The organism is Mesorhizobium sp. M0296, from assembly GCF_040321675.1.
Lineage (GTDB): Bacteria > Pseudomonadota > Alphaproteobacteria > Rhizobiales > Rhizobiaceae > Mesorhizobium.
This window is the reverse complement of record NZ_JAMYRZ010000079.1, coordinates 1-13,300: the sequence shown is the minus strand read 5'-3', so window position 1 is coordinate 13,300 and position 13,300 is coordinate 1. Positions and strand designations below refer to the sequence as shown.

General features: G+C 63.5%; 12 protein-coding genes and 1 pseudogene. 11 read left to right on the top strand and 2 right to left on the bottom strand.

What is annotated here, in order from left to right; translation table 11 throughout:
* The first annotated feature begins 544 nt into the window (after positions 1 to 544).
* The 5 genes and pseudogenes from NKI97_RS34765 to NKI97_RS34745 all read left to right on the top strand — a co-directional run.
* Entirely contained in the window at positions 545 to 727 is a 183-nt protein-coding gene (locus NKI97_RS34765) for a hypothetical protein (RefSeq protein WP_352749806.1), read from the top strand.
* Positions 728 to 1,644: 917 nt separating this feature from the next.
* The gene (locus NKI97_RS34760; protein ID WP_352450354.1) at positions 1,645 to 2,478 is read left to right on the top strand and encodes a thermonuclease family protein; all 834 of its coding nucleotides are present in this window, start codon (positions 1,645 to 1,647) and stop codon (positions 2,476 to 2,478) included.
* Positions 2,479 to 3,159: 681 nt separating this feature from the next.
* Positions 3,160 to 3,348 carry a hypothetical protein gene (locus NKI97_RS34755; RefSeq protein WP_352450355.1) on the top strand — a complete coding sequence of 63 codons (189 nt, stop codon included), beginning with the start codon at positions 3,160 to 3,162 and terminating at the stop codon, positions 3,346 to 3,348.
* A gap of 186 nt (positions 3,349 to 3,534) precedes the next feature.
* Positions 3,535 to 3,798, top strand: coding sequence for a DUF1612 domain-containing protein (locus NKI97_RS34750; protein WP_352450356.1), 264 nt, complete (start codon positions 3,535 to 3,537; stop codon positions 3,796 to 3,798).
* Positions 3,747 to 3,899 (top strand): annotated as a pseudogene (locus NKI97_RS34745) (transposase); the annotation flags it as partial. The gene NKI97_RS34750 and the pseudogene NKI97_RS34745, both read left to right, overlap by 52 nt.
* 470 nt (positions 3,900 to 4,369) lie before the next feature.
* Here the strand turns inward: NKI97_RS34745 and NKI97_RS34740 are convergent.
* A complete protein-coding gene (locus NKI97_RS34740) occupies positions 4,370 to 4,816 on the bottom strand; it encodes a hypothetical protein (RefSeq protein ID WP_352450357.1) in 447 nt (148 codons plus the stop codon).
* A 69-nt stretch (positions 4,817 to 4,885) separates the two neighbouring features.
* A complete protein-coding gene (locus NKI97_RS34735) occupies positions 4,886 to 5,410 on the bottom strand; it encodes an oxygenase MpaB family protein (RefSeq protein WP_352838543.1) in 525 nt (174 codons plus the stop codon).
* A 654-nt stretch (positions 5,411 to 6,064) separates the two neighbouring features.
* Here NKI97_RS34735 and NKI97_RS34730 point away from each other — a divergent pair.
* From NKI97_RS34730 to NKI97_RS34705, 6 genes are all read left to right on the top strand, one after another.
* Entirely contained in the window at positions 6,065 to 8,503 is a 2,439-nt protein-coding gene (locus NKI97_RS34730) for a hybrid sensor histidine kinase/response regulator (RefSeq protein WP_352838542.1), read from the top strand.
* Between the two features lie 5 nt (positions 8,504 to 8,508).
* Positions 8,509 to 8,895 (top strand): response regulator, encoded by a 387-nt coding sequence (locus NKI97_RS34725; protein ID WP_352450414.1) that lies wholly within the window; start codon positions 8,509 to 8,511, stop codon positions 8,893 to 8,895.
* 102 nt (positions 8,896 to 8,997) lie between these two features.
* Positions 8,998 to 9,540: a response regulator transcription factor gene (locus NKI97_RS34720; protein WP_352838541.1), complete on the top strand. Its 543-nt coding sequence runs from the start codon at positions 8,998 to 9,000 to the stop codon at positions 9,538 to 9,540.
* A complete protein-coding gene (locus NKI97_RS34715) occupies positions 9,540 to 11,294 on the top strand; it encodes a YaiO family outer membrane beta-barrel protein (protein ID WP_352838540.1) in 1,755 nt (584 codons plus the stop codon). Before NKI97_RS34720 ends, NKI97_RS34715 begins: the two co-directional genes overlap by 1 nt.
* A gap of 2 nt (positions 11,295 to 11,296) precedes the next feature.
* Entirely contained in the window at positions 11,297 to 12,334 is a 1,038-nt protein-coding gene (locus tag NKI97_RS34710; RefSeq protein ID WP_352450362.1) for a HEAT repeat domain-containing protein, read from the top strand.
* On the top strand, positions 12,331 to 13,300 hold a 970-nt coding region (locus tag NKI97_RS34705), incomplete at its 3' end, for a glycosyltransferase family 2 protein (protein WP_352838539.1). The genes NKI97_RS34710 and NKI97_RS34705, both read left to right, overlap by 4 nt.

Below are 13,300 nucleotides of genomic sequence, written 5' to 3'. Positions count from 1 at the left end.
GATTTTCGACGAGATGGAACCTGAGGAGGCCCGCAAGGCATTCCTGGCTGCTGCAAAAGAGGAGGGGACATTACTCCCCCAATGACAAGTAGCTAAATTGGATGCGGTACAAGGTTCTAGGTGCCTCTGACCAACACCGCCCTCGCGAAAGGAGCCCGCCGCCGGTGAGGGAGAGGCGACGGACCCCTCCACAGCGGCTGCACATCCACGAAGATCGACCGCTGCAAGCTCTAAACCCGCGAGGGCCTACATCGTTCCTTAGCTGCGGCTAAAGCGGGGTTGGTCAGCGGGCTCTTCCCGCTCTAAGTTCCCTCTTATGGGTCCCCTCTGGTTCGCTCCCCCGGTCTACGTGAAGACGAAACGTCCGGGCATTCGCAATGGGGTCAGCCACGTCGAGGGAGCCGCCGAGGAACTCCTGGTCGGAAGCGAAACTGCTGCAGCGGTCGTCGGCCGACGACGCTTCGTGATGTCGAGAAGCCGGCCACACAGATCAAAGTTCCGCTGCAGGCGCCTGCACAACGCTCGCTGCTTTGAAAGCATCCCGATGAGCGACGAGCTGATCCGCCTTGCCGGTGCAATGGAGCCTGTCACGCGCCCCGGCATTCAGCACCATAGGCGCGAGCATCCCGGCTGCGGCAAAAATGCAGGATGGGGTTTCGCCAAACCTAGGAAACCATCGCATTGGTACTGCTTTGAAGACCGTGCTGATGGCGAAGCATTTCTCTAAGGAGCGGATGATCAGAGCGCCGAAACGACCCGACCGCCCTAGGGCAAGGAAGGCGCGTCAACACTCTACGCTACGATTGCTGGCCGCCCGTCGTCACGGCGCATATGCGACGTTCCGTCAGCCGCCGATCGCGTTCCTATCCACGACAATCGCGTGGTGGTACATTCGGTTGATTTGGCGAATGTTTTTTGTCGTCAACTCACCGGGAAACCGGGGAGGTGGTCATGAGAATTATTATCACTCTAGCATGCGTCGCCCTTCTTGCAGGTTGCACAACGGCAGGCCCCCCAGGGCCCCAAGGGCCTGTCGGTCCAAAAGGTCTTCCCGGCAAGCAGGGACCTAAAGGTGCAATGGGGGCTGAGGGTCCGGCGGGGAAGGACGGCGTCGGCGGTTGGGAAATCACGCAGTATTCAAGCGCGAGTGATACAAGCCCAGACAAATCCGCACAGGCTTGGTGTCCCAAGCCAAAAGTCGTCATAGGTGGCGGTGCCAGCGCGTCAAATTCAAATGCTCTAATTTCTAGGAGCTTGCCGGTTACTTCCCCAGCTCCAGGGTGGGTAGCACAAGCGCATGTAGCCGCTACGTCCCCAACAGCTTGGACGCTGACAGCCTACGCCATTTGCGCGCTTGTCAAATAGTCGGCGCTTGGCCGGGCCGGTGAACTTTGCGTTGTCGCGTCTTGGAGACACAAACGGCGTTCTAGTCTTCATCCCAAAAATCCTGCAGCGAGGCGTGCCGAAGGTCTTCCTCGTCCCGGAGGTGCTTCACGCGGACCTTGATGCCCGCTTGCGAAGGCCATAGTTGAGACGGTTGAAAGGCTGAGCCGGTGCCCACCGCGTTGACCAGTTGCCGACCGACTAGTGCAGCTTCTGGACTCTCGCCCGGAATGGCGGCATTCTCTCTTCCGGGAGAGCGGCGTGGGCAAAAGCCACCGTTATCAAGGCGCCAATCAGGCTGACCGCTGGCGAAGGCGCGCCGGCAGAAGAATGCCGTCACGGCGGCTGCCGCGACCCCTCTTGGGGCTGATCTTCCTCGGCGCCGGCACGCTTGCCGCCGCAGTTACCCAATTCGCGATCCAGAGCATCGCCGGCCAACAGAGCACGATAACAAACTGGACAGAACCATTGCCTGGCCACATGGAAGGCCGCGCCTCCGTGATCGATGGCGACACAGTAGAGATTGCAGGCCAAAGGATTCGTTTCAATGGCATCGACGCGCCCGAGAGACGTCAGCACTGCGACGACGCCAAGGGCTTTGACTACCCATGCGGGCGCCGCGCTGCCCAAGCCTTGGACAAGTTCCTGGCAGCTTCGCGACCGCTGCATTGCAGTTTTGTCGATCGTGATCGGTACGGGCGTCTTGTCGGGAACTGCGATCGGGCGGACGGTCGTAGCGTTCAGCGCTGGCTTGTCGAGCAGGGCTTGGCACTGGACTGGCCCCTCTACAGCCACGGCGCCTATGCGGGGCAGCAGGCGAAGGCAGAGGCGGCAAAGCTCGGTCTGTGGGCCGGAACTTTTCAGGCGCCTTGGGAGTGGCGTCTAGCGCACGCCGACAACCGACCGCTTTCTAACCAGCCGCTTGGCTTCATCAACCGCCATCAGGTCGCACAAAGCGGCTATTCATGCGAGCCGCGGCGCACCTGTTCCCAAATCAGCTCGTGCGATGAAGCAAGTTGGTACCTAGCCAACTGCTCTTGGGGCCGCAAGCTAGACCGCGACAAAGACGGCATCGCCTGCGAAAGCCTGTGTTGAACCTGCAGGTGCTGCCGCTTCACGGTCGCACGCACGTCGGTGTTGGCGCCGCGGCGCGTTGGGGTGGGTTTGGTCATGTGGAGGGGTTCCTAATGAAAAGGCCGCCTCGACGGGTGGCTTTTAAACGGTGACGGACTGCCGTTCCAAGCGGACCAGCTATTGTCGACTAAATGAAAGCGGGAAGACCCAACGATGCCTCCAAAATACGTGCCGCCCTCCGTTCATGAGACAGCTTTCAGCGGCATTCCAAATCGGCAGGGAATTCGGCAGAGCTGAGGCCGAAGTTATGTTGTCACCGCCCGTCGATTATGATCGCCACCCATCGACAACGAGCGATGCAGAACACGGCGAGCCGACCTGACGTTATCATTCGCTGGCCTCAAGTCCGGCCTGATTTTCCAGAACTCGTTGTAACTGATGCGGCGAACTTTGACGCTGCCGTCTTCAACAATGACCGTACGAGATGTGGTCATATGGCGTCTTCGGGAAGGGCGCTCGCTGCGCGGTTCCGGCAAGGCCGGTCTTCATCATCGCCAACGCGGCGAAGGTCTTCTGTCACGCTATATAGGAACGGAGTGCGTCAAAATTCAGGGCGAGCGCTAAATGTAGTATCTGAGTTGCAGAAAGGACACGTTTAGGCGAGTATCGACTAAAGCACGAAACCTTCTATCGGGGGAATGGATGTCCGCAGAAAACGAGTTGGCTGGCATCACGACTGATATTGGCAAGATTTTCGGAAAGATCACTATCAATGAATTGCCGACACAACTTTATGCCCCGCGGCTAAAGCGGCTGGCGATTGAGGCCAATGCAATTCTGGATTCGCATTTTGGGCTAGCCAATTCAGGGGCCTGCAACCGGCTCGGTTGAAGCCGATGGTCGGGATGATGCTGAGGACCACTTTCTGGCTGAAGAGTTTGCCGAGATCGATGCTGTCCTGGCGCGCTCGTCAAAGCTCCTGAGTGGCGCCGACGTGCCGGCGAGGGCACAGCGTTCGGACGACCGGCCGGACCTGATCTACGATCTCGACTGGAATGAAGAAGAACGGCTGGCCGAATGGCAGGCCGTCATCGCCGAACGCGAGACCTGCCGGTCGTCCTGCGCGGCGCGATCCTCCTCGAGGCCTGGTCCGAAATCGAGGTGCTGCAGCATGCCGCCTGGCTCGGGCCGCTGCTGGAGGCCGCGCTGCTGCGGCGGGAGGGCCTTGCCGCCAACCATCTCGCCTGCCTGCATCTCGGCGCCAAAAACATTCCGCGCGAGCGGCGACGGGGGGGCGCATCGGCATCACCGCAGTGCTCCATACCTGGGGCTCGGCGATAACACACCATCCGCACGTGCACATGATCTTGCCGGGCGGTGGCATCTCGCCGGACGGAAGCCGGTGGATATCGTCACGTCCGGCCTTCCTGCTGCCGGTGCGCTGGTAGTCCCAGCCCCAAGGGTAGGTCTGGTTCGTCATAGGATCGTGGCGATCTCGCGGGTCTTGGAAGAATTGTGGCGCGTTCTGACCCATGCCCCGCAAGATCAGGCACTGCGCTGATGGATCCCGCCAATTTCGAGGACGGGCGGCAGCTCCAGTCGGTCGCCGAGATCAGGGCCGGCCTTGGCCCCATTTGAGGAGAGTGGCAGCGATGCTTCAATGACGGCTGAAACAGATTGCCGTAAAGCCGCACCACAGCATAAAGTTGACCAAGGGCCGCACCGCGGCCTGATCAGGTCAAATCGTGGCGTGGTCATGGTCCGCGACCGAACTGGTCTCATCACCTTGGCAAACAGCTCATATGACCAGCCCGAGGCGGTATGCCCGCCTGATGGGTGAGCCGGCGTCGGCATGATCTCAGGGCAATGACCGCTTCACTCCTCACCGGCTTGGCAGGATGGGAAAAGTTTTTTAAGCCGGCTGGCGCAGCCACTGCCGGTCGAAGGTCTCGAGGATGGCGTGGAACTCGGCAGGCGGGATCTGGCTGGGGCCGCCGTCGCGCCTGTCTCCGATGAGGAATTGCGCGAGCTGCCGGTCGACCGCTTCCGGCCGCTCGATGATGAGGCCGAGCGCTGCCAGGTCCTCGGCGATCGATCTGTCAGACGAGAGATATCCGCCCCATGCCTCGGGCGCCGGATCGTGCAAGCGCACGATCAGTATTCTGGTCAGCGAAGGCTTTGGCTCCGGGCCGATGATGGCACCGCCACACATATAGCCGCCGAGCACGCTTCCCGGCTGCGACTGCGGGAACAGGCAGAAGAAGAAGTGGGCGTCGCCGTCGGTCTCCTTCAGATGCACATAGAGGCCGCGTTTTGCCAGCGAGACCTGCCCGCTGATCAGCAGTTGGCCGGTTGGCAATATCTCTCGATAGGAGGCGGTCAGGCCGTGCCCCTCCGGCCCGGCTTTTTATCGACAGACTGCCCCTGATCAGCTGGCCGTGATGATAGGGCGACAGAGCCTGCGAATAACACGCGTAGGCTCCGGCCAGGGCGGCGCCAACGCTTCGGTTCTCATGCGCGGAGGTCTTCGGTGGTCCACCGGCGCGGCGCTCCAGTTCGGCCATGCCGATGCCGTGGCGGGCGCAGATTGCCGCCGTAAAGGCTGGGAGGTCGCTCTCGGCAATCCAGGCGCCGGGCTGCTCCAGGCCAAGAAGCTTCGACCAGTCATCATAGACGCTGAGCTCGCGCGGCTGCGCGCGACCCTGCAACCATTTGTCAGCGCGCCCGAGATCGAACGCCGTTTTCGGGTTGATAGCCCGGAATGCCGCCGGAGCGCGTGGGAGAGGAATGTGCTGTGCTGCCAAATGGCGTCGCGAACGCGCGGCTCTGCCAATTCGAGCAGCACCGCAGTAACCCCGCCGATGAACAGCGCAATAGGATTCTTGAAAATACGCCAGGACACCGAGTTGGGCGGTAACAGCGCCGGCTCGCCTTGCGGGATCAAGAAGTCCATCTGAGATCCGAGCCGCTGGCGCATGAACGAGTGCCCAAGAGTATCCACACGACGCTCAAGCGGGCGAGGCAGAGGAATGATGCCCGAGTTGCCAAACATGGTACGCCTCCAACTCCTGGGAACAAAAAGCGTTAGACCTGTGGCTAGCGGATGCAATATGCACGAACGTCTTTGGTCTTCCCGTCGTTCCAAATCCCAGTTCGAGGGCGGCGTCCTGTCCGACAAGCGGGCGCTGCGCACGAGCGGGCATCGGCTACCATGGGTCCTTTCATCCTGATGCGATTACGATTCGGTCGGGCGCGCCAATAGCTGCTCCCGTCACGAAGACTGCGGAGACACGGGGTGGGTATGAGCGTAGCGCGTATGCAGGACTGGACGCAGGATTGGCGTCGCGGAGGGCCGCTTTGCGCCTAACGACGGCCATAGGGGCGTCTTTTGCCTCCGCTCGGAAGCAGACGCCGGAGAACAACCAATAGTCAATACCGAAGCTGGAGCCTGAGCCAAAGAGATGCCCGAGGAGCGTACAGCAACTAAGACGCCTGCCAAATCGTCCCGTCGGGCTGCTATCGGTCCGATACCGTCGGCTAGCGCGCACCCTTTTTAGAGCTTGGATAGGTTTTGCCGATATCTATAGGTAAAAGGAGCCGGAAAGTCATGACCGAGATCTGGCACTCACTCCTCGCCAATCTTGCCCTCGTCTCCATCCTGGTCGTCGCTTGGGACCTTGTGGCGGATTTCACGGGGCGTCTCCCGCAGCGGGTACAGTCGCTGCTTCTCGGCTTGGTCATGTGCGCGGGCGCGATCATTTCCATGGCGACGGCTCTGTCCGTCTCCGGCTTCGTCGTCGATCTGCGGGCCGCTTTTGTCGGAGCCGCCGCGTTCTTCGGCGGGTGGCCGGCGTTGTTCATCGCCACCGCCGGCTCCATTGCCTATCGCCTCTATCTTGGCGGGCAGGGTGCCAGCGTCGGCATCGTGAGCATCCTGATCACCGCCGTCGTCGGTCTGGCATGGCACCACATCGTGGCGGCCCGGTCGCGCACCATGTTCGACATACTTGGCCTGGGCGTGTCGGTCGCGCTTGCCGGGCTGATCACCCTTCTGATCATCCCCCCGCAAGTCGTCGCCGGCTTTGTGCAGCAGAGCACGCTCCCGTCGCTGGTGTTCCGTTTCCTCAGCACCTTCATCATCGGCGTTCTGCTCGATCGCCAGCAGCGGCGGCGTGATCTCGCCATGTCCAACATGATCTACCGGGCCATGGTCCGCGAGCTGCCGGATAGCCTCAACATGAAGGATGTCGACGGCCGCTTCATCGCGGCCAATCCAGCCACCGCCGAACTGGTGCGCGCCGCCTCGGTCGAGGACCTTATCGGCAAGACGGATTTCGATTTCTACCCCAAGGACGTGGCCGAGCGCTTCAGGCAGGATGAAACGGGCGCGCTGGAGGCCGGGCAGACATTGCGCATCGACCAGCCCGCTCTCCTACCGGACGGCAGGCAGGGCTGGCTTTACACGCTGAAAACGCCTTTCCGCGACGAGGCCGGCAAGATCGCCGGCGTCATCACCTACAACCGCGACATCACCGAGCAGAAGCGCACCGCCCAGCTCAAGAACGATTTCATTTCCACGGTCAGCCACGAATTGCGGACCCCATTGACCTCCATCCGCGGCTCGCTTGGTCTGATCGCGGCCGGCGTGGCGGGCGAACTGCCGCCCAAGGCCGCCAATCTCGTCAACATCGCCCACACCAATAGCGAAAGGCTGGTTCTTCTCATCAACGACATCCTGGATATGGAGAAGATCGAATCAGGCGTGATCACCTTCAAGATCAAGCAGATGCCTGTCCGTCAGGTCCTGGAGCAGGCCATTGCCGCCAGTTCCAACTACATGGCCGACAGTCGGATCAGGATCGTTCTGGTCGACGATGCCCCGCGCGCCGAGGCCAACATCGATCCGGATCGCCTGCATCAGGTGATGGCGAACCTGCTGTCGAATGCGATCAAGTTCTCGCACACCGATGGCACCGTCACGGTGAAACTCCAGCGTCATGACCGCGACATGCTGCGCATCTCCGTGGTGGACCAGGGCGCCGGCATCCCCGAGGCGTTCCGCAGCCGCCTATTCGGCAAGTTCGAGCAGGCGGACGCCTCCAGCACGCGTAAGATAGGCGGCACCGGCCTGGGCTTGAGCATCGTCAAGGCTATCGCCGAAAAGCTGGGCGGCGCCGTTTCCTTCGAAACCGAGGAAGGCAAGGGAACAGCGTTTCACGTCGAGCTTCCCGAAGCGCACAGGCAGGCCGAGAAGCCGGTTTTGGTCGAGCGCCGGGCGCGCAAGCGCGATGGCCGCCTGCGTGTCCTCATCTGCGAGGACGAGCCCGACGTCGCTGCGGTGATCGCAGCACTTCTCGATGCTGAAGGCTTTTCCAGCGACGTCGCGCCCGATATCGACACCGCCAAGGCGCTCCTGAGCTCCCGCGACTACGTGGCGCTGACGCTCGACATCAAGCTAGCGGAGGAATCCGGCATCAAGCTCTTCTACGAGATCAGGGCATCACCGGCCAATTCCGACATTGCGGTCATCGTCATCTCCGCTGTCGCCGACGAGGCCAGGCGCTCGCTGAACGGCAGCGCCGTCGGCATCGTCGACTGGCTGGAGAAGCCGGTGGATTCGAAACGGCTTCACGCCGCTCTCGCCAAGATCGTCGGCCGCAGGATCGAGCCGAAGCCGCAGATTCTGCATGTCGAAGACGATGAGGGCGTGCTTGCGGTGATGTCGGAGGGGCTGGGTTCGAGCGTCTCGATCACATCCGCAAAGACGCTGCAGCAAGCCCGGCAGGCGGTCGCTCGCCATCGCTTCGACCTGGTCATCTTGGACATCGCACTTCCCGAGGGATCTGGCCTCGACCTCCTCGTCGATCTGCCGCTCGAGACCGCGGTCATCGTGTTTTCGGCGGCGGAACTCGACCAGAAACTCGGCGACCGGGTGCAGGCGATCATGACCAAGACCAGGGCCTCCGAAATCGATGTCGCGAAGCTGGTCAGAAGCATGCTGATCGCTTCTCGCGACGGCAGCGCGCCGACCCCTGGCAAGGAGTGACGATGATGCCGGCAAGGATCCTGTATGTGGATGACGAGAACGATATCCGCGAAATCGCCCAGATGTCGCTCGAGCTCGATCCGGAATTCGAGGTGCGATCCTGCTCTTCGGGCATCGAGGCGCTAACCGATGCCGCCGATTGGCAGCCCGACCTCATCCTGCTCGATGTGATGATGCCGGATATGGATGGGCCTGAAACGCTGAGGCGCCTGGCCGATTCGCCGCTGACGGCCTCAATCCCCGTGGTGTTCATCACGGCGCGCACCCAGACGCATGAGGTGGAGCGCTATCTCGCCATGGGAGCCGTAGGGGTTATCGCCAAACCCTTCGATCCGCTGGCGCTTGCAGGTGAAGTGAGGAAGCTGCTCCCGCAGCGCGATGGCCCGGCCTAGACGCGCCAGGGGAAGGCGGCGGCAAGAAGCTGTCGGCAAGCGCGGTTTGCCGTTTGCGGCTCCTATACCATGGGCCGATATTCATCTAGTGATTGTATCGAAATGCAACCGTCGCGAATCAGCTTTATCTATGATCGCGCGGCGTTGGCGGGCGCGGGGGAAGCTGCGCGGAATTTCTGGCATGGACCACTTTGGCGGATGTCGGTTCATGGGTTGATCACTCCGGGGGGCGACGGAACCGGAGCAGGACTGGTGGATGGAGCGAAAGCAAGAGTTCTGATCTGCGATGATGATCCCTTGTTGCTCGAGCTGATGGAATTCAGGTTGAGGGCGAAAGGATACGAGGTCATCAAGGCGGTGGACGGGGCCGAAGCGCTGGCGAAGGCGGAGCAGGACCGCCCCGACATCATTGTGCTCGACGCGATGATGCCCAAGGCCGACGGCCTGGAGGTACTGGCCCGCCTCAAAGCCGATCCGGCTCTGTCGGAAACTCCAGTGATCATGCTGACCGCCCGCAAGGCTGAAAGGGACATTGTCTCGGCCCTTGAGAAAGGAGCCGACGACTACCTGGTGAAGCCATTCATCCCCGAGGAGCTTCTGGCCCGGCTCGCGCGTCTGATCTCGCGCAAGAGCGGGAAACGCTGATGAGGCGCAGCCGGCGCGCAGCTCTGGCCGTATGCCTGATCCTGGCGATCGCCGCGCCTCCCGGCGCCGCGCTGGCGCAGACGGTCGACGAGCTCTACGCGTCCGGCGTCAAGGCCAGGCAAGCGCAGCATTTCGACGAGGCGGCGGACCTTTTCCGGCGCGCGCTGGCGCTCAAGCCCGACAATGCCGACGCCCTGGTGCAACTCGGCTTCGCCGAGCTCGGCCGCGACAATCTGCCGGCCGCCCGGCAGGCCTTTTCCAGGGCGCTGTCCCTTGCCGCGACCTATCGGGACGCCAGCTTCGGCATGGCCGAGGTCGAGTTCCGCTCCGGCAATCCGGATGCCGCGCTGCCGCTCGCCGAGAAGGTCGCGCAGGCCGATCCCGGCAATGCCGACGCCGCAGCGCTTGTCGAGAACATCCGCAAGGCGAAGCAGGCTGCCGGCAGTGAGGCGAAACGGGCTCCCGCGGTTCCGGCGCGGGCAAAGGAACCGGCCAGCCGGCGGCCCGATCCCTTCGCCGGCCTGATGGAGCAGGGCAGGCGCCTGCGGGCGGCGGGAAAGCTGCCCGAAGCGGAGACGGTCTATCGCCGGGCGCTGAGGCAGGCGCCGAAGAACACCGACATCCTGGTCGCCCTTGGCCTTGTCGTCGGCTCCAGCCGGCGCTTCGACGAGGCGGGGCATTTCTTCGACCGCGCGCTTGCAATCAAGCCCGGCCTTCTCGACGCGCGGCTTGGCAAGGTGCGCCTGGCGATCTGGCAGGGCGATGCGCCGCGCGCCCGGGCGCTGGTCGACGGCGTGCTTGCCTCGGCGCCGGACAATGTCGAGGGGCTCGACCTGGATGCGAGAATTGCTCTGCTCGAGGTCGACTACAGGCGCGCCAGGCAGTCGTTTCAGCGCGTGCTTGCGGCCGATCCGCGCAACGCCGACGCGCTGGTCGGGCTCGGCGATGTGCGCCGCGCCGAGGGTGACGACGACGCCGCGCGGGAAGCCTATCGCCAAGCGCTCGCCATCGAGCCAGGTTCTGCCGATGTCGAGCAAAGGCTGGCCGTGCCGCCGCCGCGCAAATGGCGACTCGACCTCGGCGGCGAGGTGAGCGATCTCACCGATGGTTTCGGCGACTGGACCGACAGTTCGGCCGGCCTTGCCTATCGGCTGTCGCCGCGCACGACGATTTCCGGCCGTGCGCGGCTGGCCACCCGCTTTGGCCACACCGACGTCCAGGTCGAGGGCCGCATCGATCAGGCCTTCTCGCCGGCATTCTCCGCCTATGCTTTGGCGGCGTCGACGCCGGAAGCCGACTTCCTGGCGCGCTATTCGATCGGCGCCGGCGCTTCGTGGCAGCTCGTGGCGCCGGCAAAGGCGTTCGGCCCGTTGTCTCTGAACATCGACGCCCGCTACGACAATTTCGCCAACACAAATGTCACCAGCATCTCGCCCTGGGTGCAAGGTTATGTCCTCGACGGCCGCCTTGGGCTTTCCGCCCGCTGGGTGCATGTGCAGGACGATGTCGGCACGCGCGCGAACGGCTATGTGCTTCGCGCCGACCTTGCGGTGACACAGCGCTTCAATTTGTTCGGCGGCTACGCGGACGCCCCCGAAATCTCCAACGGCACGCTGGTGCCGACGCGCACCGTCTTCGGCGGCATTTCCTGGGACGTCAGCGACCCGCTGACGCTGCGCGCCAGCATCGCGCATGAGCAACGCCCGACATTCGACCGAAGCATATTCGGGCTCGGACTGACCGCGCGGTTCTGACCATGTGGTACATCTGGGATCTATCCATATTGCTCACCGCTCTTTCCCTGGTAATCATGCTGTTCCTGATCGCGCGCCGCGTGCTGCAGGAGCGCTGGGGCAGGGCTGGGGCCGACCAGCGGCGCCAGCTTCTGACGGCGCTGATCGCCTTCACCGAAAACCGCGACCGCGAAGTCCTGAAGGCAGCGGTGCTCGTGGTCCCGGCGGGCGTGGCGATCAATGCCGGGTTCGAGTTCATTTCGCTGCTGCGCGGCGAGGAGCATGACGACGTCCTTTCCGCCTTCAACGAATGCGGCCTGCCGGCCCTTGTCGGCAGGCAGCTGGAAAAAGGCAACGTGGCCGATCGCATACACGCGGCCGAGATGCTGGCGGCGCTGCGTTCGGAAGGTGCGGTGGCAAGCCTGCTTTCGGCGCTCGACCACGACCGTTCGCGCGAGGTCAGGATCGCCGTCGCCATCGCGCTCTGCGATCTCGGCAGCCTGCCGCCGCTCGGCATTGCGCTGCGCAAGATCGGCGTGGCGGGGCAGCGCTCGCGGCGCCTGATCGAGCTTTTCAGGCGCTTTCCGCCGGCGCGCCTCCACCAGCTCGCGGACCATGCCGCGCGTGTTGACGCCGTGCCCTTCATTCGAGCGGCCGCGATCGACGCGCTTGCCCGCGCCGGCGGCTTTCGCTTCGCCGATTTCTTCGCCCGCCTGGCCGGCGACGCATCGCCCGAGATTGCCGCCGCGGCGCTGCGCGCGCTCGGCCTCACAGGACACGCCGACGCGCCGGCGATCCTGGCGACCGCAATGGCAAACGGCAACTGGGACGTGCGCAGCGCCGCCGCCGATGCCGCTGGCCGGCTCGGCCTGTCTGAACTCGCCCCGCCACTGGCCAGGCTGATGGACGATGAGGCGTGGAACGTGCGCTATGCCGCCGCCAATGCGCTGCGCTCCTTCGGCCAGCCGGGAGAGCGGCTGCTGCGCGACATTTCCGACAGCGAGGTCTCGCGCAGCCAGCGCACCGCCTCGCTCGTTCTTGCCGAGGGGCCGGCCTTATGATCGCCGACTGGAGCCACGAGATCGTTCTTGCCGCCACCATCCTGTCTTGGTTCATCATCGGGGCGGGGCTGGCGCAGACGATGATCTATTTCCTGCAGCTCGCCGTCGCAGGCTATGCGCTTTCCAAGCGCCCGCCGGTGGCGCGCTCGGCGCTGCTCTGGCACCGTTATGGCGACCTCGCGCCGCCGATCGCGCTGCTGGTGCCCGCCTATAACGAGGCGTTGAACGTGGTAGAGAGCGTCCATTCCATGCTCGCGCTCCAATATCCTAATTTCGAGGTGATCGTCATCAATGACGGCTCGAAGGACCAGACGCTGCAGCGCCTGATCGAGGCCTTCAGGCTGGTGAAGTTCCATCGGCCCTATGAGGAGGCGCTCGCGCACAAGCCGATCCGCGGCCTCTATTCCTCGCCGACGACCGAGCGGCTGTTCGTGGTCGACAAGGAGAATGGCGGCAAGGCCGACGCCCAGAACGCCGGCATCAATGTCTGCCGCGCGCCGCTCTTCTGTGCGATCGACGGCGACTCCATCCTCGAGCCCGATGCGCTGATGCGCGCCGCTCAGCCTTTCATCGACGACCCCGAGCGCACCATCGCCGTCGGCGGCACGATCCGAATCGCCAACGGCTCGAAAATCGAAGCGGGCAGGGTGCGCGAGATCCATCTGCCGCGCCGCCTGCTGCCGCTGCTCCAGGTGGTCGAATATCTGCGCGCCTTCCTCATGGCGCGGCTTGCCTGGAGCCGCATCAACACGCTGATGCTGGTCTCCGGCGCTTTCGGCGTGTTCCGCCGCGCAGAAGTGGTGGCGGTGGGCGGCTTCACCAGAGGTTCGATGGGCGAGGACCTGGACCTCGTCATCAAGCTGCACCGCCATATGCGCGACGCTAGGCGCAAATACCGCATTCAGTTCATTCCGGAACCGGTGTGCTGGACGGAGGCGCCGGAAACGCTGAGCGTTCTGGCAAGGC